The organism is Bordetella bronchialis, assembly GCF_001676705.1.
Classification (GTDB): domain Bacteria; phylum Pseudomonadota; class Gammaproteobacteria; order Burkholderiales; family Burkholderiaceae_B; genus Bordetella_C; species Bordetella_C bronchialis.
In genome coordinates, this window is record NZ_CP016170.1 from 3,618,726 (window position 1) to 3,643,371 (window position 24,646).

A 24,646-nucleotide genomic window follows, 5' to 3' on the forward strand; every position below is an offset into this window, starting at 1 on the left:
GGCGGCGCGGCGCGTCAAATAGAAAAGCGCACCGGCGGGAAGCGGGCTTCCTCCGGTGCGCGGATCGTGCATGGCGGTGCGCCGTGTATCAATCGGCGCGGTAGTTCGGCGCTTCCTTGGTGATCTGCACGTCGTGGACATGCGACTCGCGGAAGCCCGCCGAGGTGATCTGCACGAATTGGGTCTTGGTGCGCATCTCGTCAATGGTGGCGCAGCCGCAATAGCCCATGGAGGCGCGCACGCCGCCAGCCAGCTGGTAGATGATGGCCAGGACGCTGCCCTTGTAGGGGACGCGGCCTTCGATGCCTTCGGGCACCAGCTTGTCGGCGTTGTTGGCGGGATCCTGGAAATAGCGGTCGGCCGAGCCTTCGGCCATCGCGCCCAGGCTGCCCATGCCACGGTAGGACTTGTACGAGCGGCCCTGGAACAGGACGACCTCGCCGGGGGCTTCTTCCGTGCCGGCGAACATGCCGCCCATCATGCAGGCGAAGGCGCCGGCCGCCAGGGCCTTGGCCACGTCGCCGGAATAACGGATGCCACCGTCGGCGATCAGCGGGACGCCCGTGCCTTCCAGCGCCTTGGCGACGTCCGAGATGGCGGTGATCTGCGGCACGCCCACGCCGGCAACGACGCGGGTGGTGCAGATGGAGCCGGGGCCGATGCCCACCTTGACGCCATCGGCGCCGTATTCCAACAAGGCGCGAGCGGCTTCGGCGGTGGCGATATTGCCGCCGATGACGTCGACCTTGGGATAGTTTTTCTTGACCCAGCGCACGCCTTCCAGCACGCCCTGGGAATGGCCATGGGCCGTATCGACGACGATGACGTCGACACCGGCGGCGACCAGTTTTTCGACGCGCTCTTCCGTGCCGGCGCCCACCCCGACCGCGGCGCCGACGCGCAGCTGGCCATGGGCATCCTTGTTGGCCTGCGGATGGGCGGTGTTCTTGACGATGTCCTTGACGGTGGCCAGGCCGCGCAGTTCGAAGGCATCGTTGACGATCAGCACGCGCTCCAGGCGGTGCTTGTGCATCAGGTGTTGCGCTTCATCCAGCGTGGCGCCTTCGCGCATGGTGACCAGGCGTTCCTGCGGCGTCATGATGGTGCGCAGCGGTTCGTCCAGGCGGGCCTCGAAACGCAGGTCGCGGTTGGTGACGATACCGACCAGCTTGCGGCCTTCCACCACCGGGAGGCCGGAGATGCCATGCTGCTTCTGCAGGGCGATGGCGTCGCGCACTTTCATCTGCGGCGTGACGGTGATCGGGTCGATCACGATGCCGAACTCGTGGCGCTTGACGCGGGCGACTTCCCGGGCCTGCTCATCCGCCGACAGATTCTTGTGGATGATCCCTATCCCGCCTTCCTGGGCCATGGCGATGGCCAGGCGCGACTCGGTCACGGTGTCCATGGCGGCGGACACGAGCGGAATGTTCAGGGTGATGTTGCGGGTGAGGCGGGTGGCCAGCGACGTATCGCGCGGCAGCACCTGGGAGAACGCGGGCACCAACAGAACGTCGTCGAAGGTGAGCGCGGTTTGGATGAGACGCATGGGAAACTCCGGGCGCAAAGCAAGATTATACGCGTTCCGTCCGGATTTTCTAGGTGTAACCCCTAGGATGCGGCGTAATGCCGTTATACGCGCGGCGCGGCCGCCGCCGGCATCGCGAAGGCAGGCCGCCGCACCTCAGGCAGGCGCGACAGCCGGCACCGGCTGGCGGGAAAGGGACGGACAGGCCGCCACGAAAGGCGCCAGCCGAACCGGGCCGGATGAGGACAGTCCGTCTCGTCCGGCCGCCCTGCCCCGCCGTCACGCCGCCTACTTGCCGCCCTTGCTCGCCATGACTTCCTCGGCGATCTGGCGCGGCACCTCGGCGTAGTGCTTGAACTCCATGGTGTACGTCGCCCGGCCCTGGGTCAGGGAACGCAGGGTCGTGGAGTAGCCGAACATCTCCGACAGGGGCACTTCCGCCCGGACCAGCTTGCCGCCGCCGCCCGCGATGTCGTCCATGCCCTGCACCATGCCGCGCCGCGAGGACAGGTCGCCCATGACGTTGCCCATGAAGTCCTCGGGGGTTTCGACCTCTACATGCATCATGGGCTCGAGCAGCACCGGCTTGGCGCGCCGCATGGCTTCCTTGAACGCCATGGAGCCCGCCATGCGGAAGGCGTTTTCGTTGGAGTCCACGTCGTGGTACGAGCCGAAGGTCAGCGTCACTTTGACATCGACGACCGGGTAGCCCGCCAGGATGCCGGACTTCATCGTCTCCTGGATACCCTTGTCGACAGCAGGGATGTACTCGCGCGGAATGACGCCACCCTTGATGGCATCGACGAATTCATAGCCCTTGCCGGGCTCGTTGGGCTCCAGCGTGATAACGGCATGGCCGTACTGGCCGCGGCCGCCGGACTGCTTGACGAACTTGCCTTCCACGTCCGTGGCGGTGCCACGCACGGTTTCGCGATACGCCACCTGGGGCTTGCCGACCGTGGCTTCCACGCCGAATTCGCGCTTCATCCGGTCGATCAGGATCTCCAGGTGGAGCTCGCCCATGCCGGAGATGATGGTCTGGCCGGATTCTTCATCGGTATGGACGCGGAAAGAGGGGTCTTCCTGCGCCAGGCGATTCAGGGCGACGCCCATCTTTTCCTGGTCGGCCTGGGTCTTCGGTTCCACCGCCTGGGAAATCACGGGCTCGGGGAAGACCATTTTTTCCAGCACGATGGCCTGCCCGGGGTCGCACAGGGTGTCGCCGGTCGTAACGTCCTTCAGGCCCACCGCGGCGGCGATGTCGCCCGCGCGCACTTCCTTGATTTCCTTGCGTTCGTTGGCGTGCATCTGCAGCAGCCGGCCCAGGCGCTCTTTCTTGTCCTTGCTGGACACCAGCACGGTGTCGCCCGAGTTGACCACGCCGGAATAGACGCGGAAGAACACCAGCTGGCCGACGAAGGGATCGGTCATGATCTTGAAGGCCAGCGCGGAGAACTTCTCGTCGTCGGCGGGATGGCGCTCGATTTCCTTGTCGTGGTCGTCGTGGCCCTTGATGGCGGGCACGTCCACCGGCGAAGGCAGATAGTCGATGACCGCGTCCAGCATCGCCTGCACGCCCTTGTTCTTGAAGGCGCTGCCACAAAGCATGGGCACGATTTCGTTGGCGATGGTGCGCGCGCGCAGGCCTTGCTTGATCTCGGCTTCCGTCAGGGGCTCGCCGCCCAGGTATTTTTCCAGCAGGGCCTCGTTGGCTTCGGCGGCCGCTTCGACCATCTTGTCATGCCACTCCTGGGCCTGGTCGCGCAGCTCGGCCGGGATATCGGCGTACTGGAACTTGACGCCCTGGCTGGCGTCGTCCCAGATGATGGCCTGCATCTTCACCAGGTCGATGACGCCCTGGAAATGGTCTTCGGCGCCGACGGGGATCTGCACGGGCACGGCCACGCCCTTCAGGCGTTCGCCGATCTGCCGCTGCACGCGGAAGAAGTCCGCGCCGATGCGGTCCATCTTGTTGACGAAGGCGATGCGCGGGACCTTGTATTTGTTGGCCTGGCGCCAGACGGTTTCCGACTGCGGCTGCACGCCACCCACGGAGTCGTAGACCATGCAGGCGCCATCCAGCACCCGCATGGACCGTTCGACCTCGATGGTGAAGTCCACGTGTCCCGGGGTGTCGATGATGTTGATGCGATGCTCGGGGTAATTGCCCGCCATGCCGCGCCAGAAGGCGGTGGTGGCGGCGGACGTGATGGTGATGCCGCGTTCCTGTTCCTGCTCCATCCAGTCCATGGTGGCGGCGCCATCGTGCACTTCGCCGATTTTGTGGTTCACCCCGGTATAGAAAAGAATGCGCTCGGTGGTCGTGGTCTTGCCAGCGTCGATGTGCGCGCTGATACCGATGTTGCGGTAATTCTCGATAGGGGTCTTGCGAGGCACGATTTTCTCCAAGGATGGGACCATCCGCGACCGGCGATGCGGCGATCGGCGGCGATGGGCAACCGTTGGCGTGGCCGGACCGCGCCAACGGAACTCCGTCCGCTATCTTCGCCTTGCCCTAAGGAAAGCGCAAGGGACGGAGAGGCCAACTAAATAGGGCGCGGCAGGCCGTTTTTCAAGGCCTCGTCCCCGTTTTTCGCCCGCGCGGGGATCCTCGCCGCGCGGCGCCGGGACGACATGCGCCGACGGCAAAGCGCCCCGTCCTGGCGGCCATGGCCGCCGCCGCACGGCCGAAGGGATTATCCCGGCCCCGCATGCAAGTAGAATGACGCCGTCCCGGCTCGCGATGCCGGGCCTGCCTTTCCCGCCCGCCATGCCCGATACCCACGAAATACGCCCCGGCCAGTCCATCGAGCTGCTGAAGGCGCTGCACATCCTTACACGCGACGGCAAGATGAACCAGGACAGCCGCCGCAAGCTCAAGCAGGTCTATCACCTGTTCCAGTTCATCGAGCCGCTGCTCAAGAGCCTGAAGGAAGACGGCCGGGATATCTCGCTGGTGGATCACGGGGCCGGCAAATCCTACTTGGGCTTCATCCTGTACGACCTGTTTTTCAAGGACCTGCACGACCGCTCGCATATCTACGGCATCGAGACCCGCGAGGCACTGGTGGTGCATACGCGGGAGCTGGCCCAGCGCCTGGGCTTTGCCGGCGGCATGTCCTTCCTGAACCTGTCGGTGGCTGAAGCGACGGAATCGCCCGAGCTGCCCGCCACGGTGGATATCGTCACCGCCCTGCATGCGTGCGACACGGCGACCGACGATGCCATACGTTTCGCCCTGCGCAAACAGGCGCGCTACATCGTCGTGGTGCCCTGCTGCCAGGCGGAAGTCGCCGCGGCGCTGCGGCGAACCAAGCAGCAGACCATGCGCGATCCGCTATCCGAGATCTGGCGCCACCCCCTGCATACGCGCGAATTCGGCAGCCAGGTGACCAACGTCCTGCGCTGCCTGCAATTGGAAGCCCACGGCTACCAGGTGAGCGTGACCGAGCTCGTGGGGTGGGAACACTCGATGAAAAACGAGCTGATCATCGCCCAGCGCAAGAATGCACCGCAGCGCCGCGCGGCCGAACGGCTGAATGCCATGCTGGAGCGCATCGGGCTGCAGGAACTGAAAAGCCGCTTCTTCGCGCCGGAGGAGCTGGCCGGCGCCGACACGCACGCGGCCTAGGACGGGACGGCGCCGCGGGATCGTCTGGCGGGACCGAGCCGGCATCGAAGCAGGCGCCCTATTCCCCGTCGCGCATCAGCTTGCGCCAGCCATCCCATCCCAGGCGCCGCATGGTGTCCTGGTTGCGCTCGTAGATATCGTCCGGATCGGGATAGGCGTCCACCGCGCGCGCGATGCTGTCTTCGCGCAGCAAGTGCAATATGGGAAACGGCGACCGGTTGGTGCAGTTCTCGATATCGCCGGGCTCCGTGCCCGCGAACTGGTAGTCGGGATGAAAGCTGGCGATTTGCAGCACGCCCCGCAGCCGCAAGCGCTTGAGCAGCCGCTCGCCCTGCCCCAGGAACTCGTTGTAGTCGCCGAAATCCCGCAGCGCCGAGGGCAGGATCAACAGCGTGGTGTCCAGGATACGCGGATCGCTGTCCGCCAGCAGGCGCAGCTCGCTTTCCAGGTCGGCGGCGACACCGGCGGCGTCCGTCGCGGGACTGGCCACGTAGCGGATCTGCTCCTTTACATGGACCGCCTTGGCGAAGGGACACAGGTTCAGCCCGATGACGGCGCGCGTCAGCCACCGCCGGGTGGCGGCGATGGCGATGTCAGCCTGCGAGTCCATGCGCGCCATCGCCCGCCTTTGTACGCGGCCTCAGGCCGCCGGCATCGCCGCGATGGTCTGCGCGACCGCGGCGGTCAGCTTCTTCCCATAGGGCACGTGCAGGAACTCGTTGGGCCCGTGGGCATTGGATTTCGGGCCCAGCACGCCGCACACCATGAATTGCGCACGGGGAAAGCCCTGCTGCAGCGTGTTCATCAGCGGGATGGTCCCGCCCTGCCCGATATAGCCGCAAGGCGCACCGTAGTACTGCTGGGAAGCCGCGTCCAGCGCCGCGGTCAGCCAGGGCTGCGCGGCCGGCGCGTTCCAGCCGGTGGCCTGTCCTTCGCTGGGCTTGAAAATCACCTTGGCGTTGTACGGGACGTCGTGTTCCAGCAGGGACTTGAGCTCCTGCGCGGCGGCCACCGCATCGACCAGCGGCGGCAGGCGCAGGGATAGCTTGAACGCGGTACGCGGACGCAGTACGTTGCCCGCGCTGGACAAAGGCGGCAAGCCATCGGCGCCGGTCACCGACAGCGTCGGTCGCCAGGTTCGGTTCAACAGCGCTTCTTCCGGATTGGTGGTCATGGGCAGAACGAAGCCGCCGTCGGCACCGCAGCTCCAGGGGAAACGGCGCCAGACCTCGTCACCCAGGATCCTGGCGGTGGCGTGCACCTGCTCGATGCGTTCCGCCGGGATTTCGCAATGGAAGCTCTGCGGCAGGAGGCGGCCGGTGGCGCTGTCTTCCAGGCGGTCCAGCAGATGGCGCAGGATACGGAAACTGGACGGCACCACGCCGCTGGAATCGCCGGAATGCACGCCCTCGTCCAGCACCTGGACTTCCAGCGTGCCGGAAACCATGCCACGCAGGGACGTCGTCATCCACAGCTGGTCGTAGTTGCCCGCGCCGGAATCCAGGCAGACGACCAGCGCCACATTGCCCAGCCGGCTACGCAGCGCGTCCACATAGGGCAGCAAATCGTAGCTGCCGGATTCCTCGCAGGTTTCGACGATGCCGACGCAGCGCGGACGCGGCACGCCCTGCTTGTCCAAGGCCAGGATGGCCGTCAGCGAGGCATAGATGGCGTAGCCGTCATCGGCGCCCCCGCGGCCGTAGAGCTTGCCGTCTTCGTACTTGGGCGTCCAGGGACCCAGGCCGGCACGCCAGCCGGAGAATTCCGGCTGCTTGTCCAGATGGCCGTACAGCAGCACGGTGTCGCCGTTGTCGGCGCGGGTGGCCGGCGCGTCGAAGAAGATGACCGGCGTGCGGCCGGGCAGACGCACGACTTCCAGGGTCAGCCCGGAGACTTTCTGCGATTCGACCCATTGCGCGGCGTCGCGCACCACGCGCTCGATGTAGGCGTTGGCCTCCCAGTCGGCATCGAAGGCCGGACTCTTGGCCGGGATGGCAATGTAGTCGGTCAGTGCGGGCAGGATCTCGCCATCCCATTTCTGGTCGACGTAGGCCTGCAAGGCCTGCGGATCGATGGGAGCGGGCTGAGCGGAATCGGGGACGCGTGCGTTCATGGGATTTCCTCGGAATGGATAACCGTGGGAGGGTCGCCTTCAGGCTTACTTCATCCAGACGCGGGCATTGCGGAAAGCCCGCATCCATGGACTGAACGCGCCGCCGCTGTCGCGCTCGCCCCATTTTTCCGGCGCCCAGGACATCATGACGTTGCGGGTGACCCGCTCGGGATGCGGCATGATGGCCGTGAAACGCCCGTCCGGCGTCGTCACCGACGTTATGCCGCCCGGGCTGCCGTTGGGGTTATAGGGATAGGTTTCGGTATGGGCGCCACGGTTGTCCACGTAGCGCGCGGCCACGATGGCCTGGGCCGGGTCGCCCTGCCGGGCGAAATTCGCGTAGCCCTCGCCGTGCGCCACGGCGACCGGGGTGCGCGTGCCCGCCATGCCGGCGAAGAAGATGGACGGCGAATCGGCGATTTCCACCATTGCCAGGCGCGCTTCGTACTTTTCGGACAGGTTGCGCGTGAAGCGCGGCCAGGCCTGCGCGCCCGGGATCATGCTGGCCAGCGCCGCGAACATCTGCGCGCCATTGCACACGCCCAGGCCAAAGGTGTCCTGGCGCCCGAAGAACGCCGCGAACTGGTCTGCCAGCTTGCTGTTGAAGCGGATGGTGCGCGCCCAGCCTTCCCCCGCGCCCAGCACGTCGCCGTAGCTGAAGCCGCCGACCGCCACCATGCCATTGACGGTGCGCAGATCCACGCGCCCGGTCAGCAGGTCGGTCATGTGAACGTCCACCGCTTCGAAGCCGGCGGTATCGAAGGCCCAGGCCATTTCCACCTGGCTGTTGCAACCCTGCTCGCGCAGGATGGCGACACGCGGCCGCTTGCCCGTGGCGATGTAGGGCGCCGCCACGTCTTCCTGCGGATCGAAGGCGACCACGGGCGAGAAGCCGGGATCGTCCTTGTCCTGCCATATATCGAACTCGGCCTGGGCGCAGGCCGGGTTGTCGCGGCGGGCCATGATGCGATAACTGGTTTCGCTCCAGGCACGGCCCAGCTCGGCGCGCGGTTGGCCCCAGATCTTGCGTCCATCGCGGTAGAACTCGACTTCGTCGCTGTCGTTCAAGCCGCCGATGACGTGGGCGAACTTGGACAGGCCGGCGCCCCGCAGCACCTGCATGACCGCATCGCGCTGCGCCGCCGGGACCTGGATGACGGCGCCGGCCTCTTCCGAGAACAGCGCCTTCAGCGTGAGTTCTTCGCGTTGCACCGCCACCTGTTCGGGGCGGATCTTGTAATCGCCCCAATCGGCCGAGTTGGCATCGAAGGTGAGCATGTCCAGGTTGACCGAGACCCCGGTGTGCCCGGCGAAGGCCATTTCGCACAGGGTGGCGAACAGGCCGCCGTCGGAGCGGTCATGGTAGGCCAGCAGCGTGCCGGCCTCGGCCAGCGTGCGGATGGTGATGAAGAAGGCACGCAGGTCTTGCGGCACGTCGATATCGGGGGTTTCCGTGCCGACCTGGTTATAGGCCTGGGCCAGGATGGAGCCGCCCATGCGGTGCAGGCCCCGGCCCAGATCGATCAGGATCAGGACCGTGTCGCCGGCGTCCGTGCGCAGCCGCGGCGTCAGGCTTTCGCGCGCATCGGCGACCGGCGCGAAAGCGGTGACGATCAAAGAGACCGGCGCGACGACCTGGCGCTGCTCGCCGTCCTGCGACCAGGAGGTCTTCATCGACAGCGAGTCCTTGCCCACCGGGATTGAAAGCCCCACGGTCTGGCACAGCTCGCTGACGGCCGACACCGTGTCGTAGAGCGCGGCATCCTGTCCCGGCACGCCGCACGCCGCCATCCAGTTGGCGGACAGCTTGATATGTTCGACCTGCCGCACATCCGCCGCCGCCAGATTGGTCAGCGCCTCTGCCACGGCCATGCGGCCGGATGCGGGCGCGTCGATCATGGCGATGGGCGTGCGTTCGCCCATGGCCATGGCTTCGCCGCGGAAGCCGTCGTAGTCGGACAGGGTGACCGCGCAGTCGGCCACCGGCACCTGCCACGGCCCGACCATCTGGTCGCGCGCCGACAAGCCGCCCACATTGCGGTCGCCGATGGTGATCAGGAAGGTCTTGTTGGCTACCGTGGGGTGGCGCAGCACACGATAGGCGGCTTCGGTCAGGTCGATACCGGCCAGGTCCAATGGCTGGGCCGCGCCCGGCAGGCGCCGCACATCGCGCGTCATGCGCGGCGGCTTGCCCAGGATGACATCGATGGGCACATCCACCGGGCGTACCGGGCCGGCGGGTTGGCCCTGGGGATCCACGCCCGGCAGGCCCTCGCCCTGGACGACGCGCAGTTGCCTTTCTTCGGTGGCGACGCCGACGACCGCGTAAGGACAACGCTCGCGCCGCGCGATCTGGTCGAAACGGTCCAGGTCGTCGGGCATCACCGCCAGGACATAGCGTTCCTGCGATTCGTTGCTCCAGATTTCCGCGGGCGACATGCCGGACTCTTCCACAGGCACGCGCTTCAAGTCGAATACCGCGCCGCGGCCGGCGTCGTTGACGAGTTCCGGGAAGGCATTGGACAGGCCGCCCGCGCCCACGTCATGGATGGCAAGGATGGGATTGCGTTCGCCCTGCTGCCAGCAGCGGTCGATGACTTCCTGGGCGCGCCGTTCGATTTCCGGATTGCCGCGCTGGACCGAATCGAAATCCAGGTCGGCGCTATTGCTGCCCACCCCCATGCTGGACGCCGCGCCGCCGCCCATGCCGATGCGCAGGCCCGGACCGCCGAGCTGGATCAGCAAGGCGCCCGGAGGGATTTTTTCCTTGTGAGTCAGGCCCGCATCGATGCTGCCCAGGCCGCCCGCGATCATGATGGGCTTGTGGTATCCCCAGCGCGTACCCCCGGCGGTCTGTTCGAAGGTCCGGAAATAACCCAGCAGATTGGGCCGGCCGAATTCGTTGTTGAACGCCGCGCCGCCCAAGGGGCCGTCGATCATGATGGACAGCGGCGAGGCGATGCGGTCGGGCAGACCGTGGTGGTCGGACTCCCAGGGCTGCGGCGCATCGTCGAAACGCAGGTGGGACACGGTAAAGCCGGTCAGGCCGGCCTTGGGCTTGGAGCCGCGGCCGGTGGCGCCTTCATCGCGGATCTCCCCGCCGGCTCCGGTGGAGGCGCCGGGGAACGGCGCGATGGCCGTCGGGTGGTTGTGGGTCTCGACCTTCATCAAGGTGTGGACGACCGCCTGGCGCCGCTTGTACGCAAGCGCGTCGTCGGACTGGCCCGCGACGCCGGCGTGGAAGCGCTGCGCCGCGCCGCCTTCCATGATGGCGGCATTGTCGGAATAGGCCACCACGGTGCCGCCGGGCTGGGCGGCATGCGTGGCGCGGATCATGCCGAACAGCGTCTGCTCCTGCGGCTGGCCGTCAATGACCCATTGCGCATTGAAGATCTTGTGCCGGCAGTGTTCGCTATTGGCTTGCGCGAACATCATGAGCTCGACGTCCGTGGGGTCGCGCTCCAGCCGGGCGAAGGCGTCCGCCAGGTAATCGATTTCGTCTTCTGACAGCGCCAGTCCCAGGGTGCTGTTGGCTTCTTCCAGGGCCGCGCGGCCCTGGGCCAGCACCGGCACGGTGCGCATGGCGCGGCCTTCCACCGGCGCGAACAGCGCCTGCCCGTCGAACTGCGTATCGACCACGGTTTCCACCATGCGGTCGTGCAGGCAGGCCGCGGCGCGCGCCAGCATGGCGTCGTCGAAGGATTTGGCGCCCAGCAGCCCGCGCTCGGGCGTCAACATATACCGCACGCCGCGTTCGATCCGCCGCACGCTGGCGAAGCCGCAGTTGTGCGCGATGTCGGTGGCCTTGCTCGCCCATGGGGAAATGGTGCCCAGCCTGGGAATGACCCGCAGCACCAGCGCCTTGGCGGGCTCCGCCCCATCGTAGGGATCGCCGTAATCGAGCAGTTCCGCCAGGCGTTGCTGGTCTTGCGCGGACAGGGCCGCGTCGCACCACACGAAGTGCTCGTAGCGGGCCGCGATGTCCGCCACCGGCAGCCCGGCCTGTTTCAATTGGGCGAGCAGGCGCTCGCGGCGAAAAGTGGACAGGACGGACGAACCGGGAAGGTACTGAACGATGGACACGATGGGCGCCGTAGAAGAGGAAGGGCAAAAACAGGATTTTACCCGTTACGGCCTCCGGCCATGCCGCGACGGGACGGTTTTGTCACAGGTCCGCGGCCAGCCACGCCGGGCCCCGCGCTAGGCGTCCGGATACCGCACTTCCAGGATGTCCAGGGTCTCCACGCCGCCGGGCGTGCGCAGGGTCACGGTGTCGCCTTCCCTGGCCTTGAGCAGCGCCCGCGCCACCGGCGAAATCCAGCTGATCTTGCCCGCCAGCGGTTCGGCCTCGTCCACGCCCACGATGGTGACCAGGTGCTCTTCGCCTGCCTTGTCCAGATACAGGACCGTGGCCCCGAAAAACACCTGGTCCCGGTTCGGCTGTATCGCCGGATCGACGACCTCGGCGATGTCCAGGCGGCGCGTCAGGAAACGCATGCGGCGGTCGATCTCGCGCAAGCGCTTCTTGCCGTACAGATAATCGCCGTTCTCGGAACGGTCGCCATTGGAGGCCGCCCAGGATACGACCTGCACCACGGCGGGGCGCTCCACGTTCATCAAATGGGCCAGTTCGTCCCGCAGCCGCGCATAGCCTTGCGGCGTAATGTAGTTGCGCGTGCCCGGCGGCAGGGCCTGGGCCTGGGGGATCTCGTCGTCTTCGTCCTGTTCGGACTCTTTTACAAAGGCTTTATTCATGGGTGGACTCGCATGCCCGGCCGCCGGACGGGGTGGCAATATGGGCGGCGGCCCGTGCGGGATCGCGACGGGCCGCGGTGCCGATCTCGCACCGGCGGCGCGGGGAAATCAAAACCAATCGTGCCAGACGGGCTTCAAATCGGCCGGCAAGGGCGGCAGCCGCCCCAGATCGACGCGGCTTTCGTGGGGACTATGGAAATCCGAGCCGCGCGAAGCCAGCAATGAGCGCTCCCGCGCAACCAGGGCGTAGTGCCGGCATTCGTCGGAGGTATGGCTGCCCGTGGTGACTTCCACGCCTTCGCCGCCCAGGGCCTGGAATTCGTCGAACAGGGCGGTGAATTGCAAGGGCGTGTATTTGTAGCGCCCCGGATGCGCCACCACGGCACGGCCGCCCGCGTCATGGATCCAGCCCACGGCTTCCGGCAGCGTGGCCCACTGGATGGCCACCTGGCCCGGGCAGTCGTCGCCCAGGTATTTATTGAATACGGTCTGTACGTCGGGACAGAATCCGGCCTCGACCAGATAGCGGGCGAAATGGGTGCGGCTGATCAGCTCGGGGTTGCCGGCAAAGGGCAAGGCGCCTTCGAAAGCCCCGGGCATGCCCATGGCCGCCAGGTTTTCGCCGATTTTGCGCGCGCGGTCCGCGCGGCCGGCACGGGTGCGGCGCAGGCCTTCGCGCAGACCCTGGTGCTGCGGATCGAAGCCCAGGCCCACGATGTGCACCGTCTGCCCCGCCCAGGTGACGGAGATCTCCACGCCGGTGACGAAGCGCAGGCCCGCTTCGCGCGCGGCCTCCGCGGCTTCGGCCAATCCGCCCACCTCATCGTGGTCGGTCAGCGCCCAGACGTCGACGCCGTTCGCACGGGCGCGCAGCGCCACGTCGCGCGGCGACAACACGCCGTCCGAGACGGTGGAATGGCAATGGAGATCGACGTTGCGGGCAGGGGTCGTTGGCATGACCCTATTGTAGGCGCGCGGCGCGCGCCGCTCCAGCGCGTCAGCCGCCGCTGCGCAGAAAAGCGGCGACGGGTTGTATCTGCCCATCGTCCATCAAGGTGGGCGCATGCCCCACGCCCGGCACTTCCAGCACCCGCGCGCGGGGATTGCGGCGCGCCATCTCCCCCGCGGTATCGGCGGTGAGCAAGTCGGAATGCTGCCCGCGCAGGATCAGGATGGGGCAATCGATGGCTTCATAGGCCTGCCAGAGCAACTGTTCGCCCGCGGCCATCGCCGCATCGTCCTGCGCGGCGAAAGGCTGGGCCAATCCGAGGTCATAGTGCTTGACCCAGCGATCTCCTCGCCGCTGGAAAACATGCCGCGCCAGGTCGCGCCATTGCTCATCCGTGTGCGGCCCGAACGCGGCGGACACCTGGCGGATGTAGGCCACGGCGTCCTCGAAACTGTCGAACTCCTGCCCCTGGCCGACGTACTGGCCGATGCGCGCGAGCGCGTCGGGCGCCAGACGCGGCCCGACATCGTTCAACACCATCTTTTCCACACGCCATCCCGAGTCCTCCGGCAGCCCGCCCCCCTGCTGCCGTGACAGCGCCCCGTCGCCATTACGCGCCTGCGCTCGATCGAGCCCCTGCGTCTGCCCGAGCCCCAGGTCCGGGCTCCGTGCCTGGTTGGCGGCGCGCAGCCGTGCCGATAGCGCGGCCGATCCCGCCAGGGCCATGCCGATCAGGCCGCCCATGGACGTACCCACCCAATGCAGCGTGCGCGGACGCACGCGCGCCAGGAGCGTGACCATGTCCGCCACATACTGCGGCACGGCGTAGAACGACGGATGCAACAGCCAATCCGACGCGCCGCGCCCCACCACGTCCGGACACACGACGCGATACTCCGAGGCCAGCCGGCGAGCCAGCGTGTCGAAGTCGCGGCCGGTGCGGGTCAGGCCATGCACGCACAACAGCACCTTGTCGTTGTCGGGATCGCCCCATTCCCAGTACGCCATGCGATGCATGCCCGCCGGGCTGGCGCAGGTAACGAAGTCGAGACGCGGATTCTGCATGGGCGCTCCTGTGTAAGGCTTATCCGGGTGGACGGCCGGACCATGTTATCGCACCCGGACCTGGCCGGACGGCTCGCAAAATGCGGTCATTGCCCCTCCACGGCGTGCCAGTAGCGGCGCGCATGCCGGCGTTGCCCATATACCGTCAAGCCGTCCGCCGCCGATAAGGCGATGACCGCACCGTCGCGGTCCGTCCGCCAGAACGTGGCGCCGGCGCGTCGCCAGCGGCGCTGCACGACGGGCGCCGGATGGCGGAAGCGGTTCAGGTAGCCCACCTGGGCGATGACGTGATCCGGCCGGGCGGCCTCCACCAGCGCCGGCCCGGACGACGTGGCCGAGCCATGATGGGGCGCGATCAGCACGTCGATGCGCGGCAGGACATCGGCGAACTCGCGCTCCTGCCGCGTGGCGACGTCGCCGGGCAGCAAGGCGGTGTGATGGCGCCCCTGCACAAGCAGCACGCATCCACCAGCGTTGGAATCGCCGCGCGACCGCTGCCGCGCCGTGCCGCGTTTTCCCTGGGGGGCGATAGAGTCCCGACGTAGGCGCGACGCGGAGGGCAAGCTGTCCGGCAACGGGGACGCGGAAGGCACCGGATGCACGAAGGCGAATCGAACGCCATCCGCCTCCCAGGCCAGGCCCGCCGCGCAGTGCCGCGTCAGCGCCGGCCCCGGCGCCACGGAGGCCAATCCGCGCACCCGCGCATCGCGGCGCAGACGCGCGGGCAGGTCGAAGGATGCAAACGCCGTATCGACCGGCACGGCGCGCAGCAGGCTGTCCAGGCCGCCTGCATGATCCTGGTCGCCATGGGAGACGACCAGGGTGTCGATATGCTTGACACCGCGCGCGCGAAGATACGGCCATACCGCGCGCTGCGCGCCATCCGTTCCGTTGCGGTGCAAGGGCCCGGCGTCGAAGACCAGTGTCCGGCGCGCGGTTTCGACGACGATGGCACCGCCCTGCCCCACGTCCAGCGCGGTCAGGCGCCACTCTCCTTCGGCGGGACGGGATGGCCGCCAGCACAGCGCGGGCACGATCAGCAGCCAGCCCCAGCGCCGCGATGCCATGCCGGGCGGCAGCAGCGCCCACGCAATGCCGGCGATTGCCAAAACCAATAGCGGGAACGGCGGCGCCGCCACATCCCGCACCGCCCACTGCCGCGCCGCCAGCCACTCGATCCACCACATCGTGGCGCCGAACACCCACTGCGCGGCCTGGCCGCTCCATTGCGCGGGCAAGTGCGTACCGGGCAGCGCACAGAAGGCCGCGCACAGCAAGGCCAGCGGAGTCACCACCAGGCTGACCGCCGGTATGGCGACGGCGTTGGCCAAGGGCGAAGCCAGGGCGACCTGTTGGGTCAGGAAGGCCAGCACGGGCGTGAGACCGAGCGTCACCACGCACTGCAGGCGCGCCGCCAGGCACCAGCCGCCTAGCCAGCGTCGCAAGCGCCCCGCCCCGGCATCGGGATCGTCGCCGGCCGCCGGTGCGCGGACTGGCGCATGGGTCGCGTGGCCCCATGCCAGGACGGCCGCGACAGCGCCGAAGGATAGCCAGAACCCCGCCGCGACGGTCGCCCACGGATCGAGCGCGACCACGACGCAGGCCGCGAACGACAGCATCGCCCCGCGGGACAACGGGACCCGCAGCAAAGCGGCGCACGCGATCACAGCCAGCATGAAAAACGTGCGACGTGCCGGAATGCCCCAGCCTGCCAGCAGACAATATCCCCAGGCCACGCACAGCGCCGCGGCGATGCCGGCCAACTGCGCGGGCATCCATTCGGCCAGGCACAGGCCCCGCCACCGCAGCCGGCGCCAGCACCATGCCACCGCCGCCCCGGCCAGGCCGGCCACCAAGGTGACATGCAGGCCACTGATCGACACCAGATGCGTGATGCCCGTGGCGTTGAAGACCTGCCAGTCCTCCCGCCCTACCCCGGCCTGGTCGCCCAGGGCCAACGCGACGATGACCGCGCCGTAGCGGCTGTGCGCCAGGACGTCCTGCATTCTTTCGCGCAATACATGCCGCGCGCGATGCACCGCCGCCATGCCGGGACGCCAGCCCTCGTCGCCTACCCATTGCGGCTTGCCTCGCACGGTCGCCGTGGCGCGCACGTTACGCTGGAACAGGCGCGCCTCGCCATCGGCGGCATGAGGATTACTGGGAGCATGCGGCCGCTTCAACACCAGGGCGGCGCGCCATTGCTGGCCAGGCATCACGACGCGCAGCGCGGCGCTGTCGCCATGCACGGGCACGGGCCATGACACGCGCAGGTGGCGCGGTACGGAGGCCGGCTCCGCGTGCAGGATCTCCGCATCGAATCTGGCCGCATCGGCCGCGAACTCCACCAGCGAGGCCACGCGCAACACCACGCGCGCCACCTGGTTCTCCTGCTCCAACGGCAGCGCGTCATCCAGACGGAATTGCGCGCGCTCGATCGCATACAGCGCGCCGCCGCTGAGCGCGCACGCGCATGACGCGACCGCGCTCACCCCGGACCGCGCGGCGACATGCCAGGCGCGTGCCAGTCTCCCCGCGCGCCAACGCACCAGCGCGGCGGCCACCATCGCACCCGCCAGTAAGCATCGGCCCGCCACGGAGGGCAGGCTCTGCAGCGTCTGCACGCCGGCCACCGCGGCGATGAAACCCAGCATGGCCAGCCGGCCTTCCATCCACAATCTCCCGTAACCGGGCAGATACTAGTGTGGCCGCGGCTGCAAGATGGCCGCACAGGGATGAAAATGTCGCCGTCGGCCCGTCGCGGCCCAATGCAAAACGGCCCCGCTTGCGCGGGGCCGGGTACTGCAAGAGAGGAAACTACAGCAATCCCGCCTCTCACCGGGAGAACCACGCGGACAGCAAATCCGCATGGCCCAGGACTTCCTGGCCTCGCGCATCGACGCATGCGCGGGGTCAGGAAGCGCTCCTTCAGGGGACGGCGCGCGCCGGACACCTTCGGCCGCACCGCGTCCTTTCCAAGGCATCCATCGCCTTGGCCGGACCCGTCACCCCTGGAAGGGCTGGTTATCGCTATCGCCGAACGCGGGGTCGACGTCGTTGCCCTGATGTATTCGCGCGATGACTTGCGCACGGCTCACGCCGCTGTCCGCTTGCGCCGCGAAGGGGGTGTTGTCCGGATCGGCGTTGTTGCCCGCCAGCCCGACGGCGCGCGCTTGCGCCAGCTCGGCGAGCACCTGGGTGCGGCTGGCGCCGCCTTCGTCTTGCCCGTAGACGCCCTGGAAGGGCTGGTTATCCGTATCCCCGCGGGGCGTCCCCGCCTGGGCGGCGCCAATGGCGGCGAACGACAGGATGAATGCGGTTGCGATGGTTTTGGCCTTCATGGCAGTACTCCTAGTCCTGATATCGAAAGACCGGATACCGCGTTTCCTTATTGGAAGAGGCTGCGCGGTACCGGGTGCTGTTCTCCCATGGCCTGAATTCTGGACCAGGCGGACATAGGTATAAACCCTGATTCGCGCAAATCATCTTTCCAAATTAATCGCCAATCCACACTATTACGTTGAAACCACCAAAAGTATTGGATTTTTCACACCGCCTGGACATTTTCGTGCCCGGGCTTCAGTGAACGACGGGAACCAGGCGCGGCAGCACGCGCAAGGCGGTGGCCGCGGTGCCTGCGGCCACCGACATGGCGTCGGTCCCGCGCAATTCCGCCAGCGCTTGCGCCACGCCGGCCACCTGCGCGGGCGTGTTGCGCCGGTCCGGCTCGTGCAGCCAGGCTGGCGGAATATCCGGCGCATCGGTTTCCAGGACCAGATGCTCCAGCCCCAGATGTTGGGCATGCCGTCGTATCTGGAGCGAGCGCGGGAAGGTCATGGCCCCGCCGATCCCCAGCGCGAAGCCCAGGTCGACGAAGCCGCGCGCCTGCTGGTCGCTGCCGTTGAAGGCGTGCGCGATGCCTCCGCGCAAACCGCGATGCCTGCGCAGGTGCTTGAGGATGATGTCCTGGGACCGGCGCACATGCAGCAGCACCGGCAGGCCGAATTCGGCCGCCAGGTCCAGTTGCGCGGCGTAGTAGCGCTCTTGTTTGTCGCGCGCCTCGCCGCTGGCGATCTCCTTGACGAAGAAGTCCAGGCCGATCTCGCCGATGGCGACGAAGCGCGGATCGTCCATGGCGGCTTCGACGGCGCTACGCAAAGCCTTCAGGTCGTCGTCCCACGCAGCGGCGACGAACAAAGGATGTATGCCCAGCGCGTAGGCGCCACCCGGCATCGCATGCGCCAGGTCGCGGACGATATGGAAGTTCGCGCGGCCCACGGCGGGAATCACGACGGCGCGCACACCGGCGTCGATGGCATGGGCGACCACCTGGCTACGGTCGTCGTCGAACTCCTGGGCGTCGAGATGGCAGTGGGTGTCGATCAGCATGCGGACTCCTGGTGCCCGTTGCCGCTACACCAGACGGCCCTGCTCCATGGCGAGTTGCCGATCCGCGCGGCTGGCCAATTCACGGTCGTGCGTCACGATAGCAAAGGCCGTACCCGATTCGCGGTTCACGCGCGACAGCAGCTCGAACATGCTATGCGCGGTGTTGCGGTCCAGATTGCCCGTGGGCTCGTCCGCCAGCACGCAGGCCGGCCGCGTGACCAGGGCGCGCGCCAGGGCCACGCGCTGCCGTTCGCCGCCGGACAGCTGGCCGGGAAAATGCAGGGCGCGTGCGGCCAGGCCCACCTGATCGAGCACCGACTGCGCCTGCTTGCGCGCGCCTTCCCGGTCCATGCGGCGCACGATCAACGGCATCGCGACGTTGTCCAGGGCGGAAAACTCGGGCAACAGGTGATGGAACTGGTAAACGAAGCCCAGGCTGCGATTGCGCAGCGTGCTCTTGGCGCCTTCGGTCAATCCCGAAGCATCCACGCCATCGACGGTCACGCTGCCATGCGTCGGCACATCGAGCAGGCCCAGGATGTGCAGCAGCGTACTTTTGCCCGAGCCGGACGCCCCGACGATGGCGAGCATTTCGCCGCGGTGTATCGACACGCTGACGTCGCGCAGGACTTCGATGCGCGCGGGGCCTTCGTCGTAGACCTTGGTCAGGTTTTCCGCGTGCAGCGCGAGATCAGTCATGGCGCAACACCTGGGCCGGTTGCAGGCGCGACGCGCGCCAGCTGGGATACAGCGTGGCCAGCAACGACAGCACCAGGGAAGTGACGGCGATGGTAACGATGTCGGCCATCTCCGGATCGGAAGGCAGCTCGCTGATGAAATAGATCTGGCGCGGCAGGAAATGGATGCCCAGCAGACGCTCGATGAACGGCACGATGGTCTCGATGTTGTAGGCGATCAGCATGCCGCCCGCCACGCCCAGCAGCGTGCCCACCACGCCGATCAGCGCGCCTTGCACCAGGAAGATGCGCGCGACCTCGCCAGGATTGGCGCCCAGGGTGCGCAGGATGGCGATGTCCGACTGCTTGTCCTTCACGGCCATGACCAGCGAGGACAGCAGATTGAAGGCGGCCACGGCAACGATCAGGGCCAGGATCAGGAACATCATGCGCTTTTCCGTCTGCACGGCGGCGAACCAGGTGCGGTTGTTGCGCGTCCAGTCGCTGGCCATGACGTACGGGGGCAGTTCGCGGGATAGCTGGGCCGCCACCTGCGGCGCGCGCTGCATGTCGTCGATGCGCAGGCGGACGCCAGCGGTACCGCTGTCGCGGAATACCTTGGCGGCGTCCTCGTCGTCGACGAAGGCCAGCGACGAATCGTATTCATAGTGCCCGGAGGAGAACACGCCCACCACGGTGAACTGGCGCATGCGCGGCGCGAAGCCGGCCGGACTGATCGAGGCCTGCGGGGCGAGCAGCAGGACGGTGTCGCCTACCTGCAACCCCAGGTCGGAAGCCAGGTCGCGGCCCAGCACGATGCCGAAGGATCCGGCTTTCAGATCGTCCAGCTTGCCGGCCACCATCTGCCGCGGAATATCGGATACGCGGCCCTCGGTTTGCGGGTCGATGCCGCGTACCTGCACGCCGCGCAAGGCCTCGCCCCGTACCAGCATGCCCTGGGCTGCGACAAAGGGCGCGGCGGCGCGCACCTCTTTATTGCGCTCGGCCGCCTGGGCGAGCGCCTGCCACTGGCTCAGGATGTGGTCCGGGTTGCCGCCCGGCACGTACAGCTCGATGTGCGGCAGCACGGAGAGCATGCGGTCGCGCACGTCCTTCTGGAAGCCGTTCATCACCGACAGCACGATGATGAGCGCGGCCACGCCCAAGGCGATGCCGGCCATCGAACTGGCGGCAATGAAAGAGATGAACCGGTCGCGGCGGCCGCGACGCTGGCGGATGCGGGCCATGCCCGCGTAGCGGGCGCCTATCCACAATTCGTAAGGTATTTTCAGCACCCGCGCATTATGGCATTAACGGACTTGCAGCGATGCGGGGCGCCGGCGCACTACAATCCCGGCCATGCAAATCGTCCTACCCGGCGCGCTGCCCCCCAGCGCGCCCATCGCCGCGGAACTGGCAAAGCGGCTGCCCACGGCGGCCCCGACCTTGTATGCCTGGATGCGCCTGGGCCAGGGACGCCAGACGCCGTTCGAACCCCATGAGCACGGCTGTACCCCCTACGAGGCCTGGCAACTGGAGCAGGCCGGGTTCCGCCCGCCCGCCGGCCAAGCGCTGGGCGCCGGCCTGGGGCCATTGCGCGCGGACGCGCCGGCCATCGAGCCTGAGCAATCGGGGACCGCGACGCGGCGCCCCGGCCCGCCTCCGGCCGGGGCGTCGATCGACCCGGCCGCGCCGGTGTGGGTGGCCGACCTGGCCCATATCGCACTGGGCACCGACCGTGCCAGCCTGGTGCCGGCGGAAGCCCTGGACCTGACCGAGGACGAAGGCGCGGCGCTCTTCGATGCGGCGCGCCCGCTGTTCGACGGCACGCCCTTCGGCGCCGCCGTCGTGCGCCCCTACCGGTGGCGGGTCAGCGTGCCGGACGGCATCGTGCTGCGCACCGCCAGCCCCGCGGCCGTCGCGGGGCAACCGTTGAACGCCTGGTGGAGCCAGGACGCCTCGGCCCGCCCGTGGCGCCGGCTGCTCAATGAAATACAGATGGCCTGGCATGAGCACCCGGTGAACGCCGCACGCGCCGCGCGCGGCCAACTGCCCGCCAACGGCCTGTGGCTGTACGGTGGCGCGGCGCCGTGGCCCCGTCCCGCCACCCGGGCGGCGCTTCCGCATATCGCGGACGACCTGCTCGCCGCCTTCCAGGCGGAAGACTGGGGTTCCTGGCTGCGGTCGCTGGAGCGCCTGGACGCCCAGGCATTGAAACCCCGCGCCGACGACAAGGGTCGCCCGCGCGAGCGCCTGACACTGACCCTGCTGGGCCGCGACCGGCGCGCCACGCTCGACCTGCAGCCCCGCGGCCCGCTGCTGCGCTGGCTGCCGGCCCGCGAACATTCCTGGAGGACCTGGTGGTCTCCCCCCGCCTGACCATACGCAGCGGCGATGCCGCCGCGCGCCGCGTGCTGGAAGCCGCGGGCATCCATCCCCTGCTGGCGCGGCTGTGGGCCGCGCGCGGTGTGGTCCATCCCGACCAGACGCGCCTGTCCTGGCCGGCCATGCTGCCGCCCGCCCACCTGACCTGCGCGGACCGCGCGGCCGCCATCCTGGCGGATGCCATCCAGCGCGGCCTGCGCCTGCTGATCGTCGCCGATTACGATTGCGACGGCGCCACCGCTTGCGCCGTCGGTCTGCGCGCCTTGCGCGCCATGGGCGCCATCGTCGACTTCCTGGTCCCCAACCGCTTCGAGACCGGCTACGGCCTGTCTCCCGCCGTGGTCGAACTCGCCTGCCGTCATCCGGCCGGCAAGCCGGACCTGATCGTTACCGTGGACAACGGCATCGCCAGCGTCGACGGCGTGGCCAGCGCCAATGCCGCCGGGATAGGTGTCCTCATCACCGACCATCACCTGCCCGGCGACCGCCTGCCGGATGCCCTGGCCATCGTCAACCCGAACCAGCCCGGTTGCGGCTTTCCGTCCAAGAACCTGGCTGGCGTCGGTGTCATCTTCTACCTGATGCTGGCCTTGCGGGCCGAACTGCGGCGGCGCGGCGTCTACCCGGCGGACGGCGGTCCGCGGCTGGATGCCCTGTCCGACCTGGTCGCGCTGGGCACGGTCGCCGACGTGGTCAAGCTGGATGCCAACAACCGCCTGCTGGTCACCCAGGGATTGCAGCGGATACGCAGTGGCCGCATGCAGCCGGGCTTGCGCGCGCTGTATGCGGTGGCCGCCCGCGAGCCTCGCACGGCCAGCGCCTTCGACCTGGGTTTCGCGCTGGGCCCGCGCATCAATGCCGCCGGGCGCCTGTCGGACATGAGCCTGGGCATCGCCTGCCTGACCACCGATGACGAAGCCCAGGCCCTGGAGATCGCCCGCGAGCTCGATACGATCAACCGCGACCGCCGCAGCATCGAGGCCACGATGCGGGAACAGGCCATGGCGGCCATGCAGGACGCCCGCGACATCGCCGGCGCCACCGTCTGCGTCTACGACGACAGCTGGCATCAAGGGGTCGTGGGCCTGGTGGCATCGCGGCTAAAGGACCAATTCTGGCGCCCCACCCTGGCCTTCGCGCCGGCGGGCGAGGACGAATTGCGCGGCTCGGGACGCTCCATACCCGATGTGCACCTGCGCGACGTCCTGGACCTGGTCTCCAAGCGGGATCCGACGCTTATCCGCAAATTCGGCGGCCACGCCATGGCGGCGGGATTGACGGTGGGAAGAAGCGATTTCCCGCGCTTCGCCCCCGCCTTCGAGGCGGCGGTGCGCGAGCTGACCGGCCGGGACAATTTCGAGCCGATACTGGAAACCGACGGTTCGCTGGAATCCGGCTATGCCAATGCCGACGTGGCCGGCTTGCTGCAGCAGCAGGTGTGGGGATCGGGCTTTGCCGCGCCGCTATTCCTGGATACCTTTGACGTCAGGGCCCAGCGTCTGCTGGGCGACAAGCACCTGAAGCTGACGCTGGAACGCGGCCACCAGCGCTTCGACGCCATCTGGTTCGGCCAGACCCAGTTGCTGCCGGAGACGGTGGACGTGGCGTACCGCCTGGAACAGAACATCTGGAACGGCCGCGTGTCCGTGCAGCTGGTGGTGGAACACGCGGGCTGACGCGCAACGCCGCGCGGCGCGCGGCAAGCGTTATCCGGCGGTCCGGCGGTCCGCCGATCCGGCGTATCCCGCCGTCCGATTCAACGGAGGGCCGGACCGCCGGGGCGTACCTCTCGGCCGGCCCGCCGCGCGTTCAGCGATTGACCAGCTTGGCCGGCTGCGCCAGCGCGATCAGCGCACCCGCGCACAGGCAGGCCGCCAGCACATAGATCCCGCTATTGGTCGAGCCGGTCGTGTCCTTCAGCCATCCCACCAGATAGGGGCTGATGAAGCCCGCCAGGTTGCTCACGGAGTTGATCAGCGCGATCCCCGCGGCAGCCGCCGTACCGCCCAGCACCGCCGTGGGCAGGCTCCAGAACAAGGGCAGCACGGTGCAAATGCCGACGTTGGCGACCGTCAGCGCCAGGATGGCGATCCAGGTATTGCCGCTGTACATGGCCGACACCACCAGGCCCGCCGCGCCGATCAGCGACGGAATCGCCAGATGCCAGCGCCGCTCGTGCCGGCGGTCGGAGTTGCGCGCGATCAGGATCATGCCGATGACGGCGAACAGGTTGGGAATCGCGGTCAGCAGGCCGATGGCGAACGGATCCTGGACGCCGGTATTGCGGATCAGCGTGGGCATCCAGAAGCCGACGCCATACAGGCCCATGACGAAGGAAAAATAAATGCTCGCCATGGCCCAGACGCGCGGCTTGGTCATGGCCTCGCGGATGGGCGGGTCCTGCTTTTCCTTTTCTTCGGCCTCGATATTGCGCGCGAGGATCGCGCGTTCGCTTTCGGTCAGCCACTTCGCACGGCTGATACGATCGTCCAGGTACACCAGCACGAAAAGGCCGATGATCACCGACGGCAGGCCCTCCAGGATGAACAGCCATTGCCAGCCGGCCATGCCGTGATCCCCGTGGAAGGTATGCATGATCCAGCCGGAGATCGGTCCGCCGATCAGGCCGGACAAGGGCACGGCCGTCATGAAGAACGTGGTGATGCGTCCCCGCCGGGCATGCGGGAACCAATAGGTCAGGTACAGGATGATGCCGGGGAAAAAGCCCGCTTCGGCAAGCCCCAGCAGGAAGCGCAGCAGGTAGAACATCCCCGGCGTGGTCACGAAAACCATGGCCGCCGAGATAATGCCCCACGTGATCATGATGCGGGCGATCCACCGGCGGGCGCCGACGCGATGCAGGATGATGTTGCTGGGCACTTCGAACAGGAAATAGCCCAGGAAGAAAATCCCCGCTCCCAACCCATAGACGGTATCGCTGAATTTCAGGTCCTGCAGCATCTGCAGCTTGGCAAAACCCACATTGACGCGGTCCAGGTACGCGACCACGTAGCAAAGCACCAGGAAGGGCACCAGCCGCAGGGTGACCTTGCGGTAAAGCGCGTCTTCCGCGCTGGCGGATGGCGCCGATGCGCCGGGGGTAATGACGGTTTCCATGGGTCTCCTCCTCATCGGGATGGTTGTGCCGCCCCTG

At 67.8% G+C, this 24,646-nt stretch carries 17 protein-coding genes; 3 read left to right on the forward strand and 14 right to left on the reverse strand.

Annotated features, from left to right (window positions below; genetic code table 11):
* Positions 1-88: 88 nt before the first annotated feature.
* A complete protein-coding gene (gene guaB, locus BAU06_RS15965; protein ID WP_066351732.1) occupies positions 89-1,549 on the reverse strand; it encodes an IMP dehydrogenase in 1,461 nt (486 codons plus the stop codon).
* A 267-nt stretch (positions 1,550-1,816) separates the two neighbouring features.
* Positions 1,817-3,925, reverse strand: a complete 2,109-nt coding sequence (gene fusA, locus BAU06_RS15970) for an elongation factor G (protein WP_066351736.1) — start codon at positions 3,923-3,925, stop codon at positions 1,817-1,819.
* A 373-nt stretch (positions 3,926-4,298) separates the two neighbouring features.
* Here fusA and BAU06_RS15975 point away from each other — a divergent pair, with 373 nt between their 5' ends.
* The gene (locus BAU06_RS15975) at positions 4,299-5,159 is read left to right on the forward strand and encodes a class I SAM-dependent methyltransferase (RefSeq protein WP_066359173.1); all 861 of its coding nucleotides are present in this window, start codon (positions 4,299-4,301) and stop codon (positions 5,157-5,159) included.
* Between the two features lie 58 nt (positions 5,160-5,217).
* Here the strand turns inward: BAU06_RS15975 and BAU06_RS15980 are convergent, their stop codons facing one another.
* The 11 genes from BAU06_RS15980 to BAU06_RS16030 form a co-directional block, all read right to left on the reverse strand.
* Positions 5,218-5,778 (reverse strand): DUF1415 domain-containing protein, encoded by a 561-nt coding sequence (locus BAU06_RS15980; protein WP_066351744.1) that lies wholly within the window; start codon positions 5,776-5,778, stop codon positions 5,218-5,220.
* Positions 5,779-5,799: 21 nt separating this feature from the next.
* On the reverse strand, positions 5,800-7,272 hold the full coding sequence (locus BAU06_RS15985; protein WP_066351754.1) for a M20 family metallopeptidase: 1,473 nt from the start codon (positions 7,270-7,272) through the stop codon (positions 5,800-5,802).
* A 45-nt stretch (positions 7,273-7,317) separates the two neighbouring features.
* A complete protein-coding gene (gene purL / locus BAU06_RS15990; RefSeq protein WP_066351761.1) occupies positions 7,318-11,355 on the reverse strand; it encodes a phosphoribosylformylglycinamidine synthase in 4,038 nt (1,345 codons plus the stop codon).
* Between the two features lie 117 nt (positions 11,356-11,472).
* Positions 11,473-12,027, reverse strand: coding sequence for a transcription elongation factor GreB (gene greB, locus BAU06_RS15995; protein WP_066351768.1), 555 nt, complete (start codon positions 12,025-12,027; stop codon positions 11,473-11,475).
* 108 nt (positions 12,028-12,135) lie between these two features.
* Positions 12,136-12,984: a 3',5'-nucleoside bisphosphate phosphatase gene (locus BAU06_RS16000; protein ID WP_066351773.1), complete on the reverse strand. Its 849-nt coding sequence runs from the start codon at positions 12,982-12,984 to the stop codon at positions 12,136-12,138.
* Positions 12,985-13,024: 40 nt separating this feature from the next.
* Positions 13,025-14,041, reverse strand: coding sequence for an alpha/beta fold hydrolase (locus BAU06_RS16005; RefSeq protein ID WP_066351779.1), 1,017 nt, complete (start codon positions 14,039-14,041; stop codon positions 13,025-13,027).
* 86 nt (positions 14,042-14,127) lie between these two features.
* Complete coding sequence (locus tag BAU06_RS16010; protein WP_066351791.1) at positions 14,128-16,713, reverse strand: DNA internalization-related competence protein ComEC/Rec2; 2,586 nt, start codon at positions 16,711-16,713, stop codon at positions 14,128-14,130.
* Between the two features lie 333 nt (positions 16,714-17,046).
* On the reverse strand, positions 17,047-17,382 hold the full coding sequence (locus BAU06_RS16015) for a DUF4148 domain-containing protein (protein WP_066351794.1): 336 nt from the start codon (positions 17,380-17,382) through the stop codon (positions 17,047-17,049).
* Between the two features lie 238 nt (positions 17,383-17,620).
* Positions 17,621-18,430 carry a TatD family hydrolase gene (locus BAU06_RS16020; RefSeq protein WP_066351797.1) on the reverse strand — a complete coding sequence of 270 codons (810 nt, stop codon included), beginning with the start codon at positions 18,428-18,430 and terminating at the stop codon, positions 17,621-17,623.
* Between the two features lie 24 nt (positions 18,431-18,454).
* Positions 18,455-19,129 carry an ABC transporter ATP-binding protein gene (locus tag BAU06_RS16025; RefSeq protein WP_066351800.1) on the reverse strand — a complete coding sequence of 225 codons (675 nt, stop codon included), beginning with the start codon at positions 19,127-19,129 and terminating at the stop codon, positions 18,455-18,457.
* Positions 19,122-20,354 (reverse strand): lipoprotein-releasing ABC transporter permease subunit, encoded by a 1,233-nt coding sequence (locus tag BAU06_RS16030; RefSeq protein ID WP_066351802.1) that lies wholly within the window; start codon positions 20,352-20,354, stop codon positions 19,122-19,124. The genes BAU06_RS16025 and BAU06_RS16030 overlap by 8 nt, the downstream gene beginning before the upstream one ends.
* Positions 20,355-20,466: 112 nt before the next feature.
* On the opposite strand from BAU06_RS16030, the gene BAU06_RS16035 reads away from it, so the two are divergent.
* Both BAU06_RS16035 and recJ read left to right on the forward strand, forming a co-directional pair.
* Complete coding sequence (locus BAU06_RS16035; protein ID WP_066351804.1) at positions 20,467-21,486, forward strand: hypothetical protein; 1,020 nt, start codon at positions 20,467-20,469, stop codon at positions 21,484-21,486.
* The gene (recJ, locus tag BAU06_RS16040) at positions 21,468-23,168 is read left to right on the forward strand and encodes a single-stranded-DNA-specific exonuclease RecJ (RefSeq protein WP_066351805.1); all 1,701 of its coding nucleotides are present in this window, start codon (positions 21,468-21,470) and stop codon (positions 23,166-23,168) included. Before BAU06_RS16035 ends, recJ begins: the two co-directional genes overlap by 19 nt.
* 133 nt (positions 23,169-23,301) lie before the next feature.
* Here the strand turns inward: recJ and BAU06_RS16045 are convergent, their stop codons facing one another.
* Positions 23,302-24,609: an MFS transporter gene (locus BAU06_RS16045; RefSeq protein ID WP_066351806.1), complete on the reverse strand. Its 1,308-nt coding sequence runs from the start codon at positions 24,607-24,609 to the stop codon at positions 23,302-23,304.
* Between the last annotated feature and the right edge of the window lie 37 nt (positions 24,610-24,646).